The sequence below is a fragment of the Mycolicibacterium parafortuitum genome, from assembly GCF_002086815.1.
Lineage (GTDB): Bacteria > Actinomycetota > Actinomycetes > Mycobacteriales > Mycobacteriaceae > Mycobacterium > Mycobacterium parafortuitum.
Map to the genome: position 1 here is coordinate 165,220 of NZ_MVID01000005.1, position 21,441 is coordinate 186,660.

A 21,441-nucleotide genomic window follows, 5' to 3' on the forward strand; every position below is an offset into this window, starting at 1 on the left:
TATGGTGCGCATTGGTGTCGTGGGCGCGACCGGACAGGTCGGCCAGGTCATGCGAGCCCTGTTGGCGGAACGCAACTTTCCCGCCACCGAAGTGCGGTTCTTCGCATCGTCGCGCTCGGCGGGCAAGAAGCTGGAGTTCCGCGGACAGGAGATCGAGGTCGAGGACTCCGAGACCGCCGACCCGTCTGGGCTGGACATCGCGCTGTTCTCGGCGGGCGCGACGATGTCGCGGGTGCAGGCTCCGCGTTTCGCGGCCGCGGGCGCCGTCGTCGTCGACAACTCCTCGGCGTGGCGCAAGGACCCCGACGTTCCGCTGGTCGTCTCGGAGGTGAACTTCGAAAGGGACGTGGCCAACGGCGCTCGGTCCCTTCCCAAGGGCATCATCGCGAACCCGAACTGCACCACCATGGCCGCGATGCCGGTGCTCAAGCCGCTGCACGACGAGGCCGGTCTGACCAGGCTGATCGTCTCGAGCTACCAGGCGGTGTCGGGGAGTGGCCTGGCCGGCGTGGAAGAGCTCGCGACGCAGACACGCGCCGTCATCGACGGCGCCGAGGCGCTGGTGCACGACGGTTCCGCGCTGGAGTTCCCGGCGCCGAACAAGTACGTCGCGCCGATCGCGTTCAACGTGATCCCGCTGGCCGGTGCGCTGGTCGACGACGGCTCCGGTGAGACCGACGAGGACCAGAAGCTGCGCAACGAGAGCCGCAAGATCCTGGGCATCCCGGAACTGCTGGTGTCGGGCACCTGCGTGCGCGTCCCGGTGTTCACCGGACACTCACTGTCGATCAACGCCGAGTTCGACAGGCCGCTGTCGGTGCAACGCGCGACCGAGATCCTCAGCAGCGCACCGGGTGTGACACTGGCGGACGTGCCGACACCGCTGGCCGCAGCCGGTGCCGACGACTCACTGGTCGGGCGGATCCGCCAAGATCCCGGCGTCCCGGACGGACGCGGGCTCGCGTTGTTCGTCTCGGGCGACAACCTGCGAAAAGGCGCGGCGCTCAACACCATCCAGATCGCCGAACTGCTGGCCGCCCAACTGTAGAGACCGTTGCGCCGACATCGCATTCCCGCGGGCGTGCTCTCGGCGCTGCTCTGCTGGAATGCGGTGTCACCGGCCGCCGCGACTCCGGTCGCGCTGCCGCCACTGATGCCGGGGCAGGTGCTGCGGATCGCTGCTGCCGCCGGCACCGGAACAGCCACAGCCGATTACGGTGTCGGGGCGACCGACCTGTGCGAATTCATGGAGTTCCCGAGCGGGATCCTGCAGGTCTGCGGTGACAGTTTCGCCGGGCAGGGGGTCGGCTTCGGCGGCTGGTTTTCGCCGATCGCGCTGCACGTCGTGGACGGCTCGCTGGAGGACCCCGCGGGTATCCGCTACGACGGCGTGACGGGCGTCGGCACCCGGCTGCTGGCCGACCCGACCCCGCCGGGCGAATCGCAGCTGCCCGCCGGGATCATCGAGATCAACCGCGAGAACTGGATGCTCGTGACCACCACCCGCGAGCTGGTGCCGCAGCGCTCGCGACTGGTGAAAGCCGAAGCCGGACAGGGTAATTGGAAGACCGTGCCCGGTTCGGAGCGCCCCGCTGAGTACGCCGGGGGCAGACAGACGCAGATCAGCGGCTACTACAACCCGATCCCGACCGCGGAATCCGAACGCGGCTGGGTGTACATCGTCGCCAACAGCTTCGACCGCAGCGGCCCCGTCGTGCTGTACCGGGCCACGCCGCAGAGCTTCACCAACCGGGCGGCGTGGCAGGGCTGGACCGGATCCGGGTGGGGCGGCGAACCGGTGCCGCTGTGGGACGAGCGGGTCGGGGAGATCAGTGTCCGCCAGATCGACGGTATGGCGATGCTGTCGTACTTCAATGCGAGCACCGGCAACATGGAGATCCGGGTGGCCGCCGACCCGACGCAGCTCGGGACGGCGCCGGTGACGACGGTCGTGGTGGCCGCGCCGTGGCCGGACCCCGCCGACGTGCTGCCCCCCGCCCATGACAATCGACTCGCCCAGCCCTACGGCGGTTACATCTCGCCGGGCTCGACGCCGGATGCGGTGCGGGTGTTCGTCAGCCAGTGGAACACCACCCCGCGCGGCGGCACGCCCTACCGCGTCATCCAGTACGCGGTGAACCCGTACAAGCCCTGGTGACAGGCGTCGAGTCTGAAGTTGTGCGCGAACTTCGCGCCGGAATTGAGCATCTACTTCAGATTCGGCGGAGGCGGGCGAAGCGCTCATAGCTGATTCACAGCGCTCACCTAACGTCCGCCGGAAATCGCGGCGCACCATCGACCTCATGAGCGATGTGACACCTGAGCGGCCCGACCGGTCCGAACCGGTGACGGGCCCCGTCCTGACAGCGCCGCCGGCGGCGGTCCCCCCTTGGCCGCCGGCGGCGCCCCCGGCCTACGTGCAGTCTCAGCCGAGCAAGTTGAACAAGGCGGCGGCCTGGGTCGGCATCGTCGCCGGTTCGTTGTTCGTCGTGGCGGTGATCTTCGGGGCGGGGGTGCTGGTCGGCAAGGGCCTCGACGGCGGCGGGTCGGGCCCCCACCGCGGACCCATGATGGTCCACGGCGGACCGGCCGGATTCCCGATGGGACCACCGCGGGGCGGCTTCGACCGTGGCCCCGATTTCGCCGGGCCATTCGGACCGGGCGGACCGATGATCGACGCGCCGCGTTCCCCGAACCAGCCGGCGCCCACGGCGCAGCCGCGCCCCTGAGCGTCAGACGCGGATCTCGCCGGCGTGCGATGACAGCCAGTCGCGGAAGGACTGCAACTCGGGGTTGAGCTCACGCACCGACGCCAGATCACGGGCGCTGACGAACGCGCAACGGGTCCGCGAGTTCTTCGTCGACGTGCTCGGCCCGCAGCGGCTGCGGCCATGGGTGCGGCGTCCCGCGACGTCGTCGCCGCGCTCCGAGACCACCTGCACCGCGACTGCGCGTTGGACGAGGACGCGTCGCCGGTGACCTGAGCGGTTCGCATTGTGGATGGCCCACGCCACTTTCGGGTACCCCGTCGTCGAAGACGGCGGCCTTCAGCCCACCGGTGCTGCCCTTCGTGAGGAGAGAAATGCCCGAGAAGTACACGACGACCGACGCCGGCGCCCCCGCCCCCAGCGTGGAACATTCGCTGACCGTGGGACCCGACGGGCCGATCCTGCTGCAGGACCACTACCTGATCGAGCAGATGGCCAACTTCAACCGTGAACGCATCCCCGAGCGGCAGCCCCATGCCAAAGGCGGTGGCGCTTTCGGCCAGTTCGAGGTGACCCAGGACGTCAGTGCCTACACCAAGGCGGCATTCCTGCAGCCGGGTGTGAAAACCGAGATGCTGGCCCGGTTCTCGACGGTGGCCGGTGAGCGGGGCAGCCCGGACACCTGGCGTGACCCGCGCGGCTTCGCGCTGAAGTTCTACACCTCCGAGGGCAACTTCGACATGGTCGGCAACAACACCCCGGTGTTCTTCCTGCGCGACCCGATGAAGTTCCAGAACTTCATTCGCAGCCAGAAGCGCATGCAGGCCACCAACCTTCGTGATCACCACATGCAGTGGGATTTCTGGACGCTCTCACCCGAATCGGCGCACCAGGTCACGTGGTTGATGGGGGATCGTGGCATCCCGAAGACGTGGCGCAACATGAACGGCTATTCCAGCCACACCTACAGCTGGCTCAACGACAGCGGTGAGTTGTTCTGGGTGAAGTACCACTTCAAGACCGACCAGGGCATCGACTTCTTGACCCAGGAGGACGCCGACCGGCTGGCGGGCGAGGACGGTGACTACCACCAACGTGATCTGTACACCGCGATCGAGGACGGCAACTTCCCAAGCTGGACGCTGCACGTGCAGATCATGCCGTTCGAGGACGCCAAGACGTACCGCTTCAACCCGTTCGACCTGACCAAGGTGTGGCCGCACGGTGACTACCCGCTGCACGAGGTCGGCAGGATGACGTTGAACCGTAACGTCGTCGACTACCACGCCCAGATCGAGCAGGCGGCGTTCGAGCCGAACAACATCGTGCCGGGCACCGGTCTGAGCCCGGACAAGATGCTGTTGGCGCGGGGATTCTCCTACTCCGACGCCCACCGTGCCCGCCTCGGGGTGAATTACAAGCAGATCCCGGTCAACGAGCCGCACGTCGAGGTGAACGCGTACTCGAAGGACGGTGCGATGCGGATCCGCAACGTCACCGACCCGGTGTACACACCCAATTCGATGGGCGGCCCGGAAGTCGACACTCGCCGCGCATCGGAGGTGCACTGGGCTTCTGACGGGGACATGGTGCGCTCGGCCTATGCGCTGCGGTCCGACGACTCCGACTGGGGCCAGGCAGGCACCCTGGTCCGGGATGTCCTCGACGACGCCCAACGGGAACGCTTGGCGCACAACATCATCGGCCATGTGTCGAAGGGCGTGCGGGAGCCGGTGTTGTCGCGGGTGTTCGAGTACTGGCGCAACGTGGACCCCGATCTCGGTAAGAAGGTCGAGGAGGGCGTGCGCGGCAGCTGACCGGCTACCCCTGACCCGGATACGGCAGCAGCGCCATCTCGCGGGCGTTCTTGACGGCGACCGTGACCTGGCGCTGCTGCTGGACGGTGAGACCCGTGACCGTGCGGGAGCGGATCTTGCCGCGCTCGGAGAGGAACTGCCGCAGCGTGGATGTGTCCTTGTAGTCGACGCGCTCGATGCCGAGTTGGTCGAACAAGTTTCGGCGCTTCTTCGGCAGCGGCGCCGCCCGCCTGGCGCGCTTCACCAGCTCGACTTCCGGACGCCGGGCAACTGACCCCGATGGGCGAGCTCGCGGACCCGCACCCGTGACAGACCGAACTTCCGCAGGTGCCCGCGGGGCCGGCCGTCGACCGCATCCCGGTTGCGCACGCGCACCGGGCTCGCGTCGCGCGGTTGACGGTTCAGCTCGGACTGCGCGGCCGCCCGGGCGTCTGCCGGGGTCGACGGCGAGGAGATGACCGCTTTCAGCTCGGCCCTACGCGTGGCGTGGCGGGCGACGATGGCGCGTCGGCGCTCGTTCGCGACGATCTTGGACTTCTTGGCCATCAGCGCTCCTCGCGGAAATCGACGTGCCTGCGGACGACGGGGTCGTACTTGCGCAGCACGATCCGATCCGGGTCGTTGCGGCGGTTCTTGCGGGTGACGTAGGTGTAGCCGGTGCCCGCGGTAGAGCGCAGTTTCACGAGCGGCCGGATCTCATTGCGTGCCATCAGAGTTTCTGTCCTTCCCGGCGGAGGCGAGCCACCACCGATTCGATGCCGTCGCGGTCGATGATCTTGATGCCTTTCGCGCTGACGCGCAGCGTGATCCTGCGGCCCTCCGACGGTAGGTAGTAGGTCTTGCGCTGGATGTTGGGATCCCAGCGACGACGGGTGCGGCGGTGCGAATGCGACACCGCGTTGCCGAAACCCGGCCTCCGTCCGGTGACCTGACAGTGCGCGGACACGGCACTCCTCTCTGCTAGATGAAAATGATTTTCGACAAGGTCCGGTCTGGACTGTAGCGTGAACCCCCGCCTAATGAAAATCATTCCCATTAAGGAGCGAGGATGCGTACACCCGTCGTCGTCGTCAGCGGCCAGAGCGACACCGGCGAGATCGCCAGGGCACTACTGGACAGCCCGGGCGCGGCGTTGGTCGAGCACCGTTTCGACGGTCATGTCGTGCACCGCAGCACCGCGCTGCTGCGGGACGGCATCACCGTCGAGGCCCACGCCGTCCTGGAACTGACCAACTGCTGTGTGTCGTGCACCGTGCGACACGATCTGATCCAGCACCTACGGAAACTGCACCGCCGGCCGGATGTCGACCGAATCGTGGTGCGGCTCGGGCCGTATCTGGAACCGGAGCCGGTCTGTTTCGCGCTTCGCCATTCGCCGGCCGCGCGCGAGGTCACGGTCTCGGCGGTCGTCACGGGCATTGACGCCGCAGGGTGGCTCGACCAGGCACTCGGGGACGACGAACTCGACGACGGGCGTACTGTCGCCCAAGTCGTGGTGGCCCAGGTCGAATTCGCCGACGTCGTCGTCCTCACCGAACCGCACGCCGATACGCTGGCCGTTGCCCGCAGGTTGGCGCCGAAGGCCCGTATCACGGTCGGTACCGAACAGCTCGCTCTCGCACTGGCCAACCTCGACAGGGACAGTCGCCGGGGCCGCAGCGATGACATCCACGGATCCCTGCTGTCCGGTCAGCCACCGCTGGAGGCGGCGGGCGGCGTCCAGATCGTCGAGTTCCAGGCGCGCCGCCCGTTCCACCCGAACAGATTGCATTCGGCCATCGATCTGCTGCTGGAGGGCGTCGTGCGCAGCCGAGGGCGGCTGTGGCTGGCGAACACGCCGGAGAAGGCCATGTGGTTGGAGACCGCGGGTGGTGGCCTGCGCATTTCCGCGGGCGGGAAGTGGTTGGCCGCCATGACGTCTCGCGAGATCGCCTATGTCGGCTCCGAACGCAGGGCGATGGCGGACCTGATCTGGGAGCACCGGCACGGCGACCGGCACACGTCGATGACGGTTCTGGTGTGCGGCGCCGACCCAGCGCAGATCGCCGATGCTCTGCGCGCTGCCCTGCTCACCGACGCCGAGATGGCGCGGCCGCAGGACTGGCGGCGCTACGAGGATCCGTTCGGCGACTGGCTTGCCGAGGAGGCGCGGCTGGCATGATCGGGTGAATGGGCATCGAAGTGACCGTGCGACTGCTCGCGGTCGGCGCAACCCTCGGTGCGGCACTGGCGTCGGCGGGCCCCGCGCACGCGCGGCCGTCGGATCCCGGTGTCGTGAACTACGCCGTGTTGAACAAGGGCTCGGTCGGCAACATCGTCGGCGCACGGATGGGTTTCGAGACCACGTTCGCGGCGCCGTTCCAGGCGTTCTACGTCGACACCCCGGCGTGCAACAACTGGGCCGACATCGGGCTACCCGAGGTGTACAACGACCCCGACCTGGCCTCGTTCAGCGGCGCCGTCGCGCAGGAGTCGCCGACGGACGCGACGCACCTGGTGAAACAGGCGGTCGGGGTGTTCGCGACCACCGACGCGGCGAACCGCGCGTTCCACCGGCAGGTGGATCGGACCGTCGGCTGTGCCGGCCAGACCACCGCGATGCACCTGGACAACTTCACCACGCAGGTGTGGACGTTCACGGGCGGGCCGACCAGCGCGACCGAGGCCAACTGGGTCAAGCAGGAGGCGGGCACCGACCGGCGCTGCTTCGTGACGTCCCGGGTGCGGGAGAACGTGCTGCTGCAGGCCAAGGTGTGCCAGTCGGGCAACGGCGGCCCGGCGGTCAACGTGCTCGCCGGCGCCATGCAGAACACGCTTGGCCAGTAGGACGTCACCGACAAGTCACTGAGTAAAACAGCAGACTTTGTCGGTCGGCTCTGGAAGATGGGTAGAGACGCAGCGATCGTTCCGCACCCGGAGGGGGTGGCTATGGCCCGGACGATGGCATCCGACGGTGTCGTCGAGCATGGCATGGACCCGCTGACCAGCGCTGAAGATGCCGCGCGCCACATCGCCGACACGTGTTTGACGGACGCGCCGGTCGGTCCGGTGGGACTGGAGATCGAGGCGCACTGTTTCGACCTGGCCGATCCGCGGCGCAGGCCGGGATGGGATGAGCTGTCCGCCGTGATCGCCGGGCTGCCGACGCTGCCCGGCGGCAGCCGGGTCACCGTGGAGCCCGGCGGCGCGGTCGAGCTGTCCGGCCCGCCGCTGGCCGGCACCTCCGCCGCGGCGGCGGCGATGACCGCCGACCGGTCGGTGCTGCGGACGGGCTTCGCGCAGGCCGGGCTCGGGCTGGTGCTGCTCGGCGCGGACCCGCTGCGCTCGGCCAAGCGGGTGAACCCCGGAGCGCGGTACGCGGCGATGGAACGGTTCTTCCACGACAGCGGGACCCCCGAGGCGGGCGCGGCGATGATGACGTCGACCGCGTCGGTGCAGGTGAACCTGGAAGCCGGACCCCGCGCGGACTGGGCGCGGCGGGTCCGGCTGGCGCACGCGCTCGGGCCGACGATGATCGCCATCGCCTCGAACTCGCCGGTGCTGGGCGGCAAATTCACCGGCTGGCGCTCCACCCGCCAACTCGTCTGGAGCGAACTCGACGACGCGCGGTGCGGTCCGATCCTGGGTGCCGACGGCGACGACCCGGCCAGTGACTGGGCGCGCTACGCGCTGCGCGCGCCGGTGATGCTGGTGCACACCCCCGACGCGGTTCCGGTGAGCCAGTGGGTGCCGTTCGCCGACTGGGCCGACGGGCGGGTACTGCTCGACGGCCGCAGACCCACGATGGCCGACCTGGACTATCACCTGACGACCCTGTTCCCGCCGGTGCGCCCGCGCGGCTTCCTGGAGGTGCGCTACCTCGACAGCGTGCCCGAGGACACCTGGCCCGCGGTGGTGTTCATGCTGACCACCCTGCTCGACGACCCCGCCGCGGCCGATGCCGCCGCCGAGGCCACCGAGCCGGTCGCCACCGCGTGGGACCGCGCCGCCCAGCTCGGCCTCGAGGACCGCAGACTGCACACCGCCGCGCTGCGGTGCGTGCAGGCGGCCGCCGAACGCGTCCCGGCCGCGCTCGAGGAATCGATGTCGCTGCTCGCGCGTTCGGTCGAACAGGGACGCAGTCCGGCCGACGATTTCGCCGACCGCGCGGTGCGTTACGGGATCGCGCGCGCGGTCACCCAACTGGCACAAGGAGAGATGTGACGACGCGGCAGACGCTCGCCGACGAACTGACCAGGGCCAGGAACCGCACGCTGCGTCTGGTCGACTTCGACGACGCCGAGCTGCGCCGTCAGTACGACCCGCTGATGAGCCCGCTGGTCTGGGACCTCGCCCACATCGGGCAACAGGAGGAGCTGTGGCTGCTGCGCGGCGGGGACCCGCACCGCGCCGGCCTGCTGACCCCTGAGATCAACGACCTCTACGACGCGTTCGTGCACTCCCGCGCCGCGCGGGTGAACCTTCCGCTGCTCCCGCCGACGGACGCGCGCAACTACTGCGCAACGGTGCGGGGGAAGGCGCTCGACCGGCTGGACGCGCTGGCCGACGACCACCCCGACGCGTTCAGCTACGCGCTGGTGATCAGCCACGAGAACCAGCACGACGAGACGATGCTGCAGGCGCTGAACCTGCGCACCGGGGCACCGCTGCTCGACCGTGGTGCCGGACTGCCGGCCGGTCGCGCCGGCGTGGCGGGCACATCTGTGCTGGTGCCCGGTGGCGAGTTCGTGCTCGGCGTCGACGCGGTCGACGAGCCGTTCTCGCTGGACAACGAACGACCCGCGCACCGCGTCGACGTGCCGGCCTTCCGGATCGGCCGGGTCCCGGTCACCAACGCCGAGTGGCGGCAGTTCGTCGACGACGGCGGATACGGGCAGCGGCGCTGGTGGTCGGAGGCGGGCTGGGCGCACCGGCACCAGGCCGGGCTGACCGCACCGCTGTTCTGGAACCCCGACGGGACCCGCACCCGGTTCGGCCACGTCGAGGACGTTCCCGGGGACGAACCGGTCCAGCACATCACCTTCTACGAGGCCGAGGCCTACGCCGCGTGGGCGGGTGCACGGTTGCCGACCGAGATCGAGTGGGAGAAGGCCTGCGCGTGGGATCCGGACCTCGGTGCCCGTCGCCGGTTCCCATGGGGGGCAACCGAACCCAATGCCGCCCTGGCCAATCTCGGCGGCGACGCGCTGCGCCCCGCACCGGTCGGCGCCTACCCGGCATCGGCGTCGGCCTACGGCGCGGAACAGATGCTCGGCGACGTCTGGGAGTGGACGAGTTCGCCGCTGCGGCCGTGGCCGGGGTTCACCCCGATGGTCTACCGGCAGTACTCGGAGCCGTTCTTCGACGGCACCGCCTCCGGCGAGTACCGCGTGCTGCGCGGCGGATCGTGGGCCGTCGCCGCCGGCATCCTGCGGCCCAGCTTCCGTAACTGGGACCATCCGATCCGTCGGCAGATCTTCTCCGGCCTCCGATTGGCGTGGGATGTGTAGGCATCTGGCGTGGCTCGGCGAGTCGACTTCGGTCGCCGCGCTGGTCCTCGACCCGCCGTCGGGTCTGCTGGTGCAGTCCTACGCGCCGCGGCGGCAGAAGCACGGCCTGATGAACGCCGACGGTTGGGGCGTCGGCTTTTTCGACGCCGGCGTGCCGCGGCGGTGGCGCAGCGCGGCTCCGTTGTGGGGCGACGCGTCGTTCGCGTCGGTCGCGCCCGCGTTGTCGAGCACCTGCTTGGTGGCCGCGGTGCGGTCGGCCAGCGTCGGTATGCCGATCGAGGCGTCCGCGTCCGCGCCGTTCACCGACGGGACCTGGCTGCTGTCGCACAACGGGCTCGTCGACCGTGCCGTGTTACCGACCTCCCGGACCGCGGAATCCACCAACGACAGCGCACTGCTGGCCGCGCTGATCTTCGATCGCGGCATGGACGACCTCGGCGGCACCGTCGCCTCGGTCGCCGCCGACGACCCGAACGCGCGTCTGAACATCCTGGCCGCCAACGGGTCCCGGCTGGTCGCGACGACGTGGGGGGACACCTTGTCGGTGCTGCGCCGCGACGACGGTGTGGTGCTGGCCAGCGAGCCCTACGACGACGACCCCGGCTGGCAGGAGGTCCCGGACCGGCACCTGGTCGAGGTCGCGGACGCCCGCGTGCGCATGACACCGCTGACATGACACCGCTGAAAGGATCGTGATGACGTTCTCCCTGGCGAACTACCTCGCCGCCGACGCCGCCGACGAGGCGCTGCGTCGCGACGTCCGCCACGGACTGAGCCAACAGCCGAAGACGCTGCCGCCCAAATGGTTCTACGACGCCACCGGCAGCGAGTTGTTCGACCAGATCACCCGGCTGCCGGAGTACTACCCGACCCGTGCGGAGGCGCAGATCCTGCGCGCGCGGGCCGGTGAGATCGCCGAGGCCTCGGGTGCCGACACGCTCGTCGAACTGGGCAGCGGCACCTCGGAGAAGACGCGGATGCTGCTCGACGCCCTGAGTGAGCGTGGATCGCTGCGCCGCTTCGTGCCGTTCGACGTCGACTCCAGCGTGCTGCAGGCCGCGGGCGCGGCGATCGAGCAGGAATACCCGGGCATCGAGATCGACGCAGTGTGCGGCGATTTCGAGGAACACCTGGGCAAGATCCCGCGGACGGGACGGCGTCTGGTGGCGTTCCTGGGCTCGACGATCGGGAATCTGACACCTGGCCCGCGGGCGGAGTTCCTGGCGTCGGTGGCCGAGATGATGCAACCCGGCGACACGCTGCTGCTGGGCACCGACCTGGTCAAGGACACCGGCCGTCTGGTGCGGGCATACGACGACAGCGCCGGCGTCACCGCGCGATTCAACCGCAATGTGCTCACCGTGGTGAACCGGGAGCTCGGCGCGGACTTCGACGTCGACGCGTTCACCCACGTCGCGGTCTGGAACCCCGACGAGGAGCGCATCGAGATGTGGCTGCGGTCTGACCGCGCGCAACGGGTGCACATCGCCGCGCTGGCGCTCGACGTCGATTTCGCCGACGGGGAGGAGATGCTGACCGAGGTGTCGTGCAAATTCCGGCCGTCCGGTGTCGAGGCGGAACTCGCCGCGGCCGGTCTGCGCCGAACCCATTGGTGGACAGACGATGCGGGAGACTTCGGGCTGTCCCTGGCGGCGAAATGAGCCGGTCCGATCCGACGACGCTGGCCGAGACCTGGCGTGCGGCGCGGCCGGCCCCCGCCGGGGTGCACGTCGACAGCGCGGCGTGCTCGCGGCAGAGCTTCGCGACCATCGACGCCTGCGCGCAGCACGCCCGCCACGAAGCCGAGGTCGGCGGCTACGTCGCCGCGGAAGCCGCCGCCCCGGTGCTCGACGCCGGTCGCGCGGCGGTGCGCGCGCTGACCGGAATGCCCGACGCCGGAGTCACATTCACCACCGGGTCCAACCACGCGCTCGACATCCTGCTCGGCGACTGGACGGGGGAGCGCACGGTGGCGTGCCTGCCCGGTGAGTTCGGGCCCAATCTGGCCATCATGGCCCGGCACGGGTTCGACATCCGCGTGCTGCCCGTCGACGAGTACGGCCGGTTGGACGTCAACGCGATCGGCGCCGCACTGGCACACCGTCCGCCGGCGTTGGTGCACTTCACGGTGCTGGGCAGCCACAGCGGGGTCGTCCAGCCCGTCCACGACATGGCGCTGGCCTGCCGCGGCCACGACATCCCGCTGTTCGTCGACGCCGCACAGGGATTCGCCCACGTCGACGTCGCGAACACCGGCGCCGACGCCGTCTACTCCTCGTCACGGAAGTGGACCGCGGGTCCGCGCGGGGTCGGTGTGCTGGTCACCCGGGCCGGGGTGTTGTCGGACGCGACCCGGGAGCGGATCGGCCATGTCGAGACGAATGTCGGCCTGCACGTGGGTTTCTCGGTCGCGCTCGGCGAACACATGGCGGTCGGGCCGGCGGCGATGCAGGCGCGGCTGCGGGAGGTCGGCGCCGCCACCCGGACGGCGCTCGCCGACGTGCCGGGCTGGCGGGTGCGGGAACACCACGACGAACCCAGCGCGATCACCACCCTCTATCCGCCGCCGGGGGTGGACCCGCAGGTGGTGCGGGCCCGGCTGATCGACGAGCACGCGATCGTGACGACCTACCTCGGGGTGGAGCGCGCGCCGCGGGAGCTGACCCGCCCCGCGCTCCGGGTGTCGCCGCACGTCGACGTCACCGACGCCGATCTGGCCGCGGTCGCCGAAGCGCTGTCGGCGGTCACGCCCGGTTGAGCAGGCTGCGCGCGGCCGCGGCCACCCGGTCCCGGTCGAAGGTGATGACCGCGGCGAATCTGCGGTCGTTCTCGACACCCTGTCCGGGTGGTTCCAGTTCGCGGGCGACCAGTGCCGCGGCGGTGTCGGGACCGAGCACCACGATGGTCCATTCCAGTGCCATGCGGTCGCCGGCGTCGATGTCGACCCACTGCACGCGGTGGGCAGCGTCTCGCGGCGCGTTCACGGCGAAGGCCACTACCAGCGGCGACCGCTTCGCCAGCATGGTGATGTTGTGCCGGGTCTCGCCGCGGAAGTTGTCCTGGCTCTGCAGGGTGAACAGCACGATCGGCGCGCTGTCGGCGGCTGCGGCGAGCCGTTCGATGTGGCGTGACATCTCGATCAGGGTCCGTTTGCGCACGGTGCGCGCGCTGTGTGCCGCGGTGGCGATCTCGAACGGGGTCTTGGTGAGCGCGCGGTCGCGGTCGTCGACGAGCGTGTCGCGGCGTTCGGTCGATCGCGCGAACCGCGGCAGGATCGCCGGATCGGGTGCGGTGGCCAGGGGTCCGGGACGGCCGAAGCGGTAGCCCTGACCGAGGGTCGCGCCGTAGGCCAGGGCCTGCTCCAGGTGCTCGTCGGTCTCGATGCCCTCCGCCAGGATCACCGCGCCGGTGCGCTCGTGGTGCGCGATGACCGCGGCGATGATGCGGGTCTGCAGCTGGTCGGGTTGGCGCTGGACCAGTCCGAGATCGATCTTCATCACATCCGGGGAGATGATGTCGAGCAGCGCCAGCGAGTCGGGGTGCGCGCCGATGTCGTCGAGGGCGATGCGCACCCCGCAGGAACGCAGCGCTGCGACCTTGTGCAGCAATGCCGGCGGATTCCGTAGCAGGCCGCGCTCGGTCAGCTCGAACATCAGCGTGAAGGTGCGGGCCGCCTCCGCGACCGCGGACTCCGGCGGTACCTCCATGCCCGCGGCGACCGGTTCGGAGTTGAGCAACAGCAGCATCCCTGCCGCAGAAGGTGATTCGAGTGCCGCGTGCGCGGCGGACCGGATGCACGCGTGGTCGAGCATGTCGAGCCGTCCGGTCGCGGCGGCGTGGGCGAACACGTCGGCCGGGGACGGATGGTGCAGTGACGGCCAGCGTGCGAGCGCCTCATAGCCGACCACCGTCTCGTCCGGCAGCGACACCACGGGTTGGAACGCGGGGACCAGACCCTCTCCGCGGACCGCGGCATCGAGCAGGTCCGTCGCGTCGCTCGGACGTGGGGGATGGATGATGTCTTCTCTCGGGTCGGGCGGGCGGCGGAGCGTGCCCATGGTCACGCCATTCTCCCGTGTCGTTGCCGCTACACGGTAACGGGGCCGGTGCTCATCCGCACCGGCATCGGCCGCACCCGGGGCACCGTCCTCGCCTGCATGCGCACCACCTCGACGTCGAGTTCGAGGTCCTCGACGCGAACGCGCGGTTGAGTTGGGGCCGTTGCGGTTATCCAGGCTGCACCGAAGGGTGGAGGGGATCACGATGACTACCGGCGCCGGCAGTGACGAAGCCCAGACCAAGGATCAGCCCGAGAAGAAGCGCGACCGTACGCACTGGCTGTACATCCTGGTGATCATCGCCGTGATCGCCGGCATCGTCGTGGGGCTGGTCGCACCGGAGACCGCTGCGTCGCTCGGCATCCTCGGCGAACTGTTCGTCAAGCTGATCAAGATGATGATCGTCCCGGTCATCTTCTGCACCGTGGTCCTCGGCATCGGCAAGGTGCGCGCCGCCGCCGCGGTCGGCAAGGTCGGCGGTCTGGCGATCAGCTACTTCCTGATCATGTCGACGATCGCACTGGGCATCGGGCTGGTCGTCGGCAACCTGATCAGCCCCGGCACCGGCCTGAACGTCCCCAACGATCCGAGCAAGGGCGCCGAGCTGGCCGGCGAAGCCGAATCCGCGGGCGGCACCATGGAATTCATCGCCGACATCATCCCGGCGACGTTGTTCTCCGCGGTCACCGAGGGCAACGTGCTGCAGGCGCTGTTCGTGGCATTGCTGGTCGGTTTCGGGATCCAGAGCATGGGCCGGACCGGCGAAGGGCTGCTCCGCGGCATCGAAGCGGTGCAGAAGCTGGTGTTCCGCATTCTCATCGGCGTGCTGTGGCTGGCCCCGATCGGAGCGTTCGGCGCGATCGCGGAGGTGGTCGGCGACACCGGGTTCGAGGCCGTCATCCAGCTCGGGGTGCTGATGCTGGCGTTCTACGTGACGTGCCTGCTCTTCATCTTCGGCGTGCTCGGAGCGCTGCTGTACATGGTGGCCCGGGTGTCGATCTTCAAGCTGGCCCGCTACCTGGCGCGCGAGTACCTGCTCATCGTCGCGACGTCGTCGTCGGAGTCGGCGCTGCCGCGGCTGATCGCGAAGATGGAGCACGCGGGCGTGGAACCCGCGACCGTCGGCATCGTGGTGCCGACCGGATACTCGTTCAACCTCGACGGCACCGCGATCTACCTGACGATGGCATCGCTGTTCATCGCCGACGCGCTCGGCGATCCGCTGTCCATCCCCGAGCAACTCGGCCTGCTCGCGTTCATGATCATCGCGTCCAAGGGTGCGGCGGGCGTCAGCGGAGCCGGCCTGGCCACACTGGCGGCGGGTCTGCAGAGCCACCGGCCCGAATTGCTCGACGGCGTCGGCATCATCGTCGGTGTGGACCGCTTCATGTCCGAGGCCCGCGCGCTGACCAACTTCTCCGGCAACGCGGTGGCGACCGTGCTCGTCGGCTCGTGGACGGGCACGCTGGACAGCGAGCGGCTCAACCAGGTCCTCGACGGGGACAGGCCGTTCGACGAGGCCACGATGATCGACGACGAGGACGACGCCACGGATCGCGAGCGGGCCTCGGCGGCAAGCCCTTCGGCCTAACCGTCCTTGTGCGCCTCCAGCAGGAACGCGTGCATGCACATCCTGCCCTTGTCGTCGAGCAGGTCCAGCGGTGGCGGCGGCATGCCGGGGATCCTGGGCACGTTCGAGTGGATCAGCGCGGGCCGGATGTCGTCGATCACCCAGTAACGCGAAACTGCTTCGCGCAGTTCGAGTTCGGTGACCTCGTTCGGCCCCTCCTGCATCTCGGGAGGGAACGCGCCCTTGGCGAACACGAGCACGAAGTACCCGGCCCCCGGTGCGGCCGCGCGGTGCATCGACTGCAGATACGGATCGCGAGCCTCGACCGGGATCGAATGGAACAGCGTGCTGTCGACGATCGTCGCGAACCGGCCGTCGAAACCGGTCAGCGCGGTGACGTCGGCCGCGACGAAGCCGGCCCGCTCGGACAGTCCGCGTTCGGCGGCCGCGGTGGTCGCTGCCTGCACCGCGGTCGGGCTGATGTCGACCCCGGTCACCGTGTAGCCGTCCGCGGCCAGTGCCAGCGAGAGTTCGGCGTGGCCGCACCCGGCGTCGAGCACCTCGCTGCGGAACTTGCCCGCATGCCACAGCGCCGCCAGCTCCGGCTGCGGCTCACCGATGTTCCACGGCGGAGGCCCGTCGAATTGGCTCTCACCGCGATACGCGCCGTCCCAGTCCATCACGTCGGCCATGGACGCCAAGGTACTCGCCGCGCGGTGATCTGGAGCGCGGCCACCACGGCCGGGTCGACACCCCAGGGTTCGTCGAGGCCGAGCCGTTCGTCGAGATCCCACAGCACACAGATCTCGCCGGGCCGTGCCACCTGCGCCCACGCCGCGACGGTTCGGTGTAACTGGGCATGCGCCGGCTCACCGGCCATCCCGGCAGGGGTCACACCGACGGGGTGGTGGTGCAGATACCTGCCGTAGGCGCGACGGCAGAACTGCGAGTACAGCCGGGTGCACAGGATGAAGCCGTGCCATGCCTCGTCCACCGCGCGGCTCGGCATCCCGAGCGCCCGCCCACCCCGGCGTGCTGCGCAGCAGCGCAACCATTGGTGCAGACCGGTGACGATCAGCGGCCGCGGCTCCCACGGACACGTCCGGAACACCGCGTCGGGCAGGTCCAGGGTCGCCAGCGCACCGACGGTCCTGGCCTGCCCTCTACCCGCCACCGCAGCCTCCGCCACACCCGCCGCCACACCCGCCACCGCAGCCGAAGCCGCTGGAGCAGCCGAAACTACGGGACCTGCCACAGCGGCCCGAGTAGGTCTGTTGCGCAACGATCCGCGCGATGGTGTCGAGCGCCGTATGTAGGCCCAGGACCGGCGGCAGGTTCGCCTCCGCGGGGCGGGCGATCACGTCGTGCACCAGGAACTGGTCGGGCAGATCGCCGAGCACCGCGATCCGCCCCACCGCCAGCGTCCGCGGATCCGTGTGCCTGCCGCCGGCGGCGTCCCGCAGGGCACGCGCCACCGAATCGGCGAGACGTCCGACGGCCTCCTCGTCGTAGACGCCGGGGCGCCTGACGGGGATCACCCCGAGCGACAGGCGCCAGCGCCGGTCGATCCAGCCCCCGCACTCCAACTGCCAGCGGACCGGGGCGGTGGTCGACGTCGATCCGGCGGTGGCCAGCCACGCCCACGTCCGCGCCGGTCGCCCGGTCAGTTCGGCGAGCGTGTCGGCCAGCAGCGGATCCGCGGGCCGACTCGACGACGCCACCCGCGCGATGCCGTCGTCGTCGGTCAGATAACCCGTCAGGTACAACTCGGTCAGCATCGCCGCCCGCACCGCGTACCCCAGCAGTGGCAACTTGCGCTCGTCGAAGCAGTGCCGGTCCCGGTCGTAGCTCAGCAGATAGAGCCGGCCGTGCAGCGTCTGTGGAAGTTCCATCGTCGTCTCCCGTCAGCGTGTCGCTTCTGATGGGAGTGATGGTCGGCTCGGGGGCCCCGGGGCGGAAGCATCGGGGCGCCGAAAGCCGGGATTCCTAGCGGAATTCAGAGATTCAGGCGGGCAGGTCCCAGGTGTGCACCGGTTCGTTGGTGTGCATGCGCTCGCAGTACAGCCGCAGCATCTCGGCCAGCGCCTCCGGCCGGCTCATACCGCGACCCTGGAGCGCGGTCACCGTCGAGGACTGCCAGCTCGCGCCGTTGCGGCCGGTCTTGGCGCGGCCCTCGATCACCCCGAGGTAGCGGTCACGCACCTCGGCGGACACCTCCCACCGGCGCAGCCCCTCCTCGGCCAGCGGCAGCAGCTGCCGCAGCACCAGTTCGTCGGGTGTCACCTCACCGACGCCGGGCCAGTACAGCCGTGCGTCCATGCCGTGATGGGCGGCGGCGACGAAATTCGCCTCGGCGGCGGCGAAGCTCATCTTCGTCCACAGCGGGCGATCCTCCTCGGACAGCGTGCGCAGCACGCCGTAGTAGAAGGCCGCGTTGGCCATCATGTCCAGCACCGTCGGCCCGGCCGGCAGGACCCGGTTCTCCACCCGCAGATGCGGTCGCCCGTTCACGATGTCGTACACCGGCCGGTTCCAGCGGTAGATGGTGCCGTTGTGCAGCCGCAACTCGGAGAGCTCCGGGGTGCGCCCGGCCGCCAGCTCCGCCGCCGGATCCTCGTCGGACAGCTCCGGCAGCAACGACGGGAAGTAGCGCACGTTCTCCTCGAACAGATCGAAGATCGAGGTGATCCAGCGTTCCCCGAACCACACCCGGGGCCGCACCCCCTGCGTCTTCAGTTCGTCGGGGCGGGTGTCGGTGGCCTGGGTGAACAGCTCGATGCGGGTCTCGGCCCACAGGTGGTGGCCGAAGAAGTACGGCGAGTTGGCGCCGACCGCCAGCTGCGGACCGGCCAGCACCTGGGCGGCGTTCCAGTTGTTCGCGAAATCCGCCGGCGACACCTGGAGGTGCAATTGCATGCTGGTGCAAGCGGATTCGGGCGCGATGGATGCGGTCTGCAGGCTCAGCCGCTCCGGTCCGGCGATGTCGATCATGATGTCCTCGCCGCGCGCGGTGAAGATCGAGTCGTTGAGCGCCTGATAGCGGCTGGACTCGCTCATCCACTCACCCGTCAGATGCTCGGGCATCAGCGTGGGCAGGATCCCGATCATCACGATGTGCGAGCCGTCGGCGCCGGCCTTCGCCTCGGCAGCGTTCAGGCTGGCGCGGACATCGGCCTCGAGGTCGAGTGCGGCGCGGCCCGGCAACCGGCGCGGCGGCACGTTGAACTCGATGTTGTAGGCGCCCAGCTCGGTCTGATACGCCGGGTCGGCGATCGACGCGAGCACCTCGGAGTTGTTCATCGCGGGTTGGTAGGCGGAGTCGACGAGGTTGCACTCGATCTCCATGCCCGTCAGCGGCTTCTCGAAGTCGAAGCTCGCCTGGGCCAGCATCGTCTCGAACACGTCGAGGCACAGCTGCACCTTGCGCCGGTACTCGCGGCGGTGCGCGCGACTGAACTCGGTCTGCTTCAGCGCGGGATCGATGTCCTTGCCCACGGGACCGAGCCTATCGGCGCGACGCGATCGCGACCTGCGGACTGAACAACCCGCCGCGCAGTTCGACGGCGGCGCCGGCGGACTCGGCCAGCGCGCGCAGCGCCGCCGGGCTGTAGGCCCGCAGCGAGCTGATCACCCCGTCGTGGACGAACGGCACCAGCGGGGCCCACGGCAGCATCGCGGCGAGCCGCAACATGTGCAGCGGGGCCGGTGGCCGGGGCAGGTCGATGATCACGAGGCGGTCGGCGGCGCGGGTGCCCTCGGCGATCACCCGGGCCGCGTCCTGCGGAGGAAGGTGGTGAAACGACAGCGCGAACACCGCCAGGTCGAACTCGCCGTCCTCGGCGTCCAGAGCTGTCGCGTCCATCCGGCGCACCGTGGCCCGCCGGTGCCGGCCCAGGTCGCCCGCGGCGATCGCGGCCACCGATTCCGGGGCGACGTCGGTGACGGTCAGCCGGGCGGTCGGGTGCCAGTCCAACAGCTTGCGCGACAGCGCGCCGTGGCCGGCCCCGAGCTCCAGGATCTTCGGGTCAGGCACCTCGGCGACCTCGTCGAGGACGATCTGGGCGAACCGTTCGTGGTTGCCGAACGTCTCGCCGGTCCAGTCCAGCGCGCGGATCACGCTGCGTTTGCGGGCGACGTCGGCCGGGCGCTCGGAGGCCCGGTCGAGGTACTCCTGCCGGTCGGTCTCCAGCAGCCGGTCCAGGCACGATGCCCGCGGTCCGCCGCGCGGCATCGTCGAGATGTCGGTCTGGGCTGTCGGCATGTAGTCCATCATGGACGAATGGCCGACTTCGTCGCTGCAATCGACCAGGGCACCACCAGCACCCGCTGCATGATTTTCGACCACGACGGCGCCGAAGTGGGCCGTCACCAGCTCGAACACGAGCAGATCCTGCCCAGGGCCGGCTGGGTCGAACACAACCCCGTCGAGATCTGGGAGCGCGCCGCCTCGGTGGTCGCGACCGCGCTGAACAAGACCAAGCTCGCGGCATCGGACCTCGCGGCGCTGGGCATCACCAACCAGCGCGAGACGTCGCTGGTGTGGAACCGCCGCACCGGGCGGCCCTACTACAACGCGATCGTCTGGCAGGACACCCGCACCGACCGGATCGCCTCGGCGCTGGACCGCGACGGCCGCGGCGAGGTGATCCGGCGCAAGGCCGGCCTGCCGCCGGCCACCTACTTCTCCGGCGGCAAGCTGCAGTGGCTGCTGGAGAACGTCGACGGGCTGCGCGAGGATGCCGAGAAGGGTGACGCGATCTTCGGCACCACTGACACCTGGGTGCTGTGGAACCTGACGGGCGGCCCGCGCGGCGGGGTGCACGTCACCGACGTCACCAACGCCAGCCGCACGATGCTGATGAACCTGGAGACCCTGGATTGGGACGACGAGCTCCTGGGGTTCTTCGGCGTTCCGCGCCAGATGCTTCCCGGGATCTGTCCGTCGTCGTCGCCGGAGCCCTACGGTGTCACCGTCTACGGGGACCTGCCGATCACCGGGATCCTCGGTGACCAGCAGGCCGCGATGGTCGGCCAGGTCTGCCTGTCCGCCGGCGAGGCCAAGAACACCTACGGCACAGGAAATTTCCTGCTTCTCAACACCGGAGAGACGATCGTGCGGTCCGACAACGGGCTGCTCACCACCGTCTGCTACCAGTTCGCGTCGAGAGACGGAAGCCCGGCGAAACCCGTTTACGCCCTTGAGGGTTCGATCGCGGTGACCGGTTCGGCGGTGCAGTGGCTGCGCGACCAGCTCGGCATCATCAGTGGTGCGGCCCAGAGCGAGTCGCTGGCCCGGCAGGTCGAGGACAACGGCGGGGTGTACTTCGTGCCGGCGTTTTCCGGCCTGTTCGCCCCGTACTGGCGTTCGGACGCCCGCGGCGCGATCGTGGGGCTGTCCCGGTTCAACACCAACGCACATCTGGCCCGTGCGACGCTGGAGGCGATCTGCTACCAGAGCCGCGACGTCGTCGACGCGATGGCCGCGGATTCCGGTGTGCACCTTGAGGTTCTGAAGGTCGACGGCGGGATCACCGCCAACGACCTGTGTATGCAGATCCAGGCCGATGTGCTCGGTGTCGACGTGGTCAGGCCGGTGGTCGCCGAGACGACGGCGCTCGGCGCCGCGTACGCGGCGGGCCTGGCCGTCGGGTTCTGGGACGGACCCGACGACCTGCGCGCGAACTGGCAGGAGGACAAACGCTGGACCCCGAACTGGTCGGAAGAGCGGCGTGCCAACGGATATGCCGGTTGGCGCAAGGCCGTCGAGCGCACCCTGGACTGGGTCGACGTCGACTGATC

The 21,441-nt window shown here is 69.6% G+C and carries 24 protein-coding genes; 13 read left to right on the forward strand and 11 right to left on the reverse strand.

What is annotated here, in order from left to right; all coding sequences use genetic code 11:
* Position 1 precedes the first annotated feature (1 nt).
* From BST38_RS08965 to BST38_RS08975, 3 genes are all read left to right on the forward strand, one after another.
* A complete protein-coding gene (locus BST38_RS08965) occupies positions 2–1,048 on the forward strand; it encodes an aspartate-semialdehyde dehydrogenase (RefSeq protein ID WP_083142922.1) in 1,047 nt (348 codons plus the stop codon).
* 6 nt (positions 1,049–1,054) lie between these two features.
* Positions 1,055–2,158 carry a DUF4185 domain-containing protein gene (locus BST38_RS08970; RefSeq protein WP_083142923.1) on the forward strand — a complete coding sequence of 368 codons (1,104 nt, stop codon included), beginning with the start codon at positions 1,055–1,057 and terminating at the stop codon, positions 2,156–2,158.
* 145 nt (positions 2,159–2,303) lie between these two features.
* Positions 2,304–2,729 (forward strand): hypothetical protein, encoded by a 426-nt coding sequence (locus BST38_RS08975; protein WP_083142924.1) that lies wholly within the window; start codon positions 2,304–2,306, stop codon positions 2,727–2,729.
* A gap of 3 nt (positions 2,730–2,732) precedes the next feature.
* On the opposite strand, the gene BST38_RS08980 is transcribed toward BST38_RS08975, so the two are convergent.
* Positions 2,733–2,942, reverse strand: a complete 210-nt coding sequence (locus tag BST38_RS08980; protein WP_133057215.1) for a hypothetical protein — start codon at positions 2,940–2,942, stop codon at positions 2,733–2,735.
* A 140-nt stretch (positions 2,943–3,082) separates the two neighbouring features.
* Here BST38_RS08980 and BST38_RS08985 point away from each other — a divergent pair, with 140 nt between their 5' ends.
* Positions 3,083–4,525 (forward strand): catalase, encoded by a 1,443-nt coding sequence (locus BST38_RS08985; RefSeq protein WP_083142926.1) that lies wholly within the window; start codon positions 3,083–3,085, stop codon positions 4,523–4,525.
* 4 nt (positions 4,526–4,529) lie between these two features.
* Here BST38_RS08985 and rpsR read toward each other — a convergent pair whose 3' ends face one another.
* Genes rpsR through rpmB form a run of 4 tightly spaced genes read right to left on the reverse strand, consistent with a single transcriptional unit; the run spans position 4,530 to position 5,471 of the window.
* Entirely contained in the window at positions 4,530–4,769 is a 240-nt protein-coding gene (gene rpsR / locus BST38_RS08990; RefSeq protein ID WP_083142927.1) for a 30S ribosomal protein S18, read from the reverse strand.
* Positions 4,766–5,071: a 30S ribosomal protein S14 gene (rpsN, locus tag BST38_RS08995; protein WP_083142928.1), complete on the reverse strand. Its 306-nt coding sequence runs from the start codon at positions 5,069–5,071 to the stop codon at positions 4,766–4,768. Before rpsN ends, rpsR begins: the two co-directional genes overlap by 4 nt.
* The gene (gene rpmG, locus BST38_RS09000) at positions 5,071–5,235 is read right to left on the reverse strand and encodes a 50S ribosomal protein L33 (RefSeq protein ID WP_083142929.1); all 165 of its coding nucleotides are present in this window, start codon (positions 5,233–5,235) and stop codon (positions 5,071–5,073) included. The genes rpsN and rpmG overlap by 1 nt, the downstream gene beginning before the upstream one ends.
* Positions 5,235–5,471 carry a 50S ribosomal protein L28 gene (gene rpmB / locus BST38_RS09005; RefSeq protein WP_083142930.1) on the reverse strand — a complete coding sequence of 79 codons (237 nt, stop codon included), beginning with the start codon at positions 5,469–5,471 and terminating at the stop codon, positions 5,235–5,237. Before rpmB ends, rpmG begins: the two co-directional genes overlap by 1 nt.
* A 102-nt stretch (positions 5,472–5,573) precedes the next feature.
* On the opposite strand from rpmB, the gene mrf reads away from it, so the two are divergent.
* The 7 genes from mrf to egtE all read left to right on the forward strand — a co-directional run bounded on the left by mrf (position 5,574) and on the right by egtE (position 12,772).
* Positions 5,574–6,686, forward strand: a complete 1,113-nt coding sequence (gene mrf / locus BST38_RS09010) for a ribosome hibernation factor-recruiting GTPase MRF (RefSeq protein ID WP_083142931.1) — start codon at positions 5,574–5,576, stop codon at positions 6,684–6,686.
* 8 nt (positions 6,687–6,694) lie between these two features.
* Positions 6,695–7,351 (forward strand): sensor domain-containing protein, encoded by a 657-nt coding sequence (locus BST38_RS09015; protein ID WP_083142932.1) that lies wholly within the window; start codon positions 6,695–6,697, stop codon positions 7,349–7,351.
* A 102-nt stretch (positions 7,352–7,453) separates the two neighbouring features.
* Positions 7,454–8,728 carry an ergothioneine biosynthesis glutamate--cysteine ligase EgtA gene (gene egtA / locus BST38_RS09020; protein WP_083142933.1) on the forward strand — a complete coding sequence of 425 codons (1,275 nt, stop codon included), beginning with the start codon at positions 7,454–7,456 and terminating at the stop codon, positions 8,726–8,728.
* Positions 8,725–10,014: an ergothioneine biosynthesis protein EgtB gene (egtB, locus tag BST38_RS09025; protein ID WP_083142934.1), complete on the forward strand. Its 1,290-nt coding sequence runs from the start codon at positions 8,725–8,727 to the stop codon at positions 10,012–10,014. The genes egtA and egtB overlap by 4 nt, the downstream gene beginning before the upstream one ends.
* Positions 10,007–10,690, forward strand: coding sequence for an ergothioneine biosynthesis protein EgtC (gene egtC / locus BST38_RS09030; protein ID WP_083142935.1), 684 nt, complete (start codon positions 10,007–10,009; stop codon positions 10,688–10,690). The genes egtB and egtC overlap by 8 nt, the downstream gene beginning before the upstream one ends.
* 19 nt (positions 10,691–10,709) lie before the next feature.
* Positions 10,710–11,675: an L-histidine N(alpha)-methyltransferase gene (egtD, locus tag BST38_RS09035; RefSeq protein ID WP_083142936.1), complete on the forward strand. Its 966-nt coding sequence runs from the start codon at positions 10,710–10,712 to the stop codon at positions 11,673–11,675.
* Entirely contained in the window at positions 11,672–12,772 is a 1,101-nt protein-coding gene (gene egtE / locus BST38_RS09040) for an ergothioneine biosynthesis PLP-dependent enzyme EgtE (protein ID WP_083142937.1), read from the forward strand. The genes egtD and egtE overlap by 4 nt, the downstream gene beginning before the upstream one ends.
* On the opposite strand, the gene BST38_RS09045 is transcribed toward egtE, so the two are convergent.
* A complete protein-coding gene (locus BST38_RS09045) occupies positions 12,759–14,072 on the reverse strand; it encodes a sensor domain-containing phosphodiesterase (RefSeq protein WP_083142938.1) in 1,314 nt (437 codons plus the stop codon). The genes egtE and BST38_RS09045 overlap by 14 nt on opposite strands.
* 205 nt (positions 14,073–14,277) lie before the next feature.
* Here BST38_RS09045 and BST38_RS09050 point away from each other — a divergent pair, with 205 nt between their 5' ends.
* Positions 14,278–15,663 carry a cation:dicarboxylate symporter family transporter gene (locus BST38_RS09050; protein WP_083143002.1) on the forward strand — a complete coding sequence of 462 codons (1,386 nt, stop codon included), beginning with the start codon at positions 14,278–14,280 and terminating at the stop codon, positions 15,661–15,663.
* Here BST38_RS09050 and BST38_RS09055 read toward each other — a convergent pair.
* The 5 genes from BST38_RS09055 to BST38_RS09075 form a co-directional block, all read right to left on the reverse strand.
* On the reverse strand, positions 15,660–16,334 hold the full coding sequence (locus BST38_RS09055; RefSeq protein ID WP_083142939.1) for an SAM-dependent methyltransferase: 675 nt from the start codon (positions 16,332–16,334) through the stop codon (positions 15,660–15,662). The genes BST38_RS09050 and BST38_RS09055 overlap by 4 nt on opposite strands.
* Positions 16,322–16,816 carry a UCP032817 domain-containing protein gene (locus BST38_RS09060; RefSeq protein ID WP_083143003.1) on the reverse strand — a complete coding sequence of 165 codons (495 nt, stop codon included), beginning with the start codon at positions 16,814–16,816 and terminating at the stop codon, positions 16,322–16,324. The genes BST38_RS09055 and BST38_RS09060 overlap by 13 nt, the downstream gene beginning before the upstream one ends.
* Complete coding sequence (locus BST38_RS09065) at positions 16,806–17,534, reverse strand: GOLPH3/VPS74 family protein (RefSeq protein ID WP_083143004.1); 729 nt, start codon at positions 17,532–17,534, stop codon at positions 16,806–16,808. The genes BST38_RS09060 and BST38_RS09065 overlap by 11 nt, the downstream gene beginning before the upstream one ends.
* A 112-nt stretch (positions 17,535–17,646) precedes the next feature.
* Complete coding sequence (locus tag BST38_RS09070; RefSeq protein WP_083142940.1) at positions 17,647–19,137, reverse strand: glutamate-cysteine ligase family protein; 1,491 nt, start codon at positions 19,135–19,137, stop codon at positions 17,647–17,649.
* 10 nt (positions 19,138–19,147) lie between these two features.
* Positions 19,148–19,912: a class I SAM-dependent methyltransferase gene (locus BST38_RS09075; protein WP_181792081.1), complete on the reverse strand. Its 765-nt coding sequence runs from the start codon at positions 19,910–19,912 to the stop codon at positions 19,148–19,150.
* Between the two features lie 9 nt (positions 19,913–19,921).
* On the opposite strand from BST38_RS09075, the gene glpK reads away from it, so the two are divergent.
* On the forward strand, positions 19,922–21,439 hold the full coding sequence (gene glpK, locus BST38_RS09080; protein ID WP_083142941.1) for a glycerol kinase GlpK: 1,518 nt from the start codon (positions 19,922–19,924) through the stop codon (positions 21,437–21,439).
* Positions 21,440–21,441: the final 2 nt, after the last annotated feature.

Bases quoted from the DNA above. Each gene is read 5' to 3' on its own strand.
- BST38_RS08965 (WP_083142922.1), top strand. From the start codon at position 2: ATGGTGCGCATTGGTGTCGTGGGCGCGACCGGACAGGTCGGCCAGGTC.
- BST38_RS08975 (WP_083142924.1), top strand. From the start codon at position 2,304: ATGAGCGATGTGACACCTGAGCGGCCCGACCGGTCCGAACCGGTGACG.
- BST38_RS08985 (WP_083142926.1), top strand. From the start codon at position 3,083: ATGCCCGAGAAGTACACGACGACCGACGCCGGCGCCCCCGCCCCCAGC.
- rpsN (WP_083142928.1), bottom strand. From the start codon at position 5,071: ATGGCCAAGAAGTCCAAGATCGTCGCGAACGAGCGCCGACGCGCCATC.
- rpmG (WP_083142929.1), bottom strand. From the start codon at position 5,235: ATGGCACGCAATGAGATCCGGCCGCTCGTGAAACTGCGCTCTACCGCG.
- mrf (WP_083142931.1), top strand. From the start codon at position 5,574: ATGCGTACACCCGTCGTCGTCGTCAGCGGCCAGAGCGACACCGGCGAG.
- BST38_RS09015 (WP_083142932.1), top strand. From the start codon at position 6,695: ATGGGCATCGAAGTGACCGTGCGACTGCTCGCGGTCGGCGCAACCCTC.
- egtA (WP_083142933.1), top strand. From the start codon at position 7,454: ATGGCCCGGACGATGGCATCCGACGGTGTCGTCGAGCATGGCATGGAC.
- egtC (WP_083142935.1), top strand. From the start codon at position 10,007: ATGTGTAGGCATCTGGCGTGGCTCGGCGAGTCGACTTCGGTCGCCGCG.
- egtD (WP_083142936.1), top strand. From the start codon at position 10,710: ATGACGTTCTCCCTGGCGAACTACCTCGCCGCCGACGCCGCCGACGAG.
- egtE (WP_083142937.1), top strand. From the start codon at position 11,672: ATGAGCCGGTCCGATCCGACGACGCTGGCCGAGACCTGGCGTGCGGCG.
- BST38_RS09045 (WP_083142938.1), bottom strand. From the start codon at position 14,072: ATGGGCACGCTCCGCCGCCCGCCCGACCCGAGAGAAGACATCATCCAT.
- BST38_RS09050 (WP_083143002.1), top strand. From the start codon at position 14,278: ATGACTACCGGCGCCGGCAGTGACGAAGCCCAGACCAAGGATCAGCCC.
- BST38_RS09055 (WP_083142939.1), bottom strand. From the start codon at position 16,334: ATGGCCGACGTGATGGACTGGGACGGCGCGTATCGCGGTGAGAGCCAA.
- BST38_RS09065 (WP_083143004.1), bottom strand. From the start codon at position 17,534: ATGGAACTTCCACAGACGCTGCACGGCCGGCTCTATCTGCTGAGCTAC.
- BST38_RS09075 (WP_181792081.1), bottom strand. From the start codon at position 19,912: ATGGACTACATGCCGACAGCCCAGACCGACATCTCGACGATGCCGCGC.
- glpK (WP_083142941.1), top strand. From the start codon at position 19,922: ATGGCCGACTTCGTCGCTGCAATCGACCAGGGCACCACCAGCACCCGC.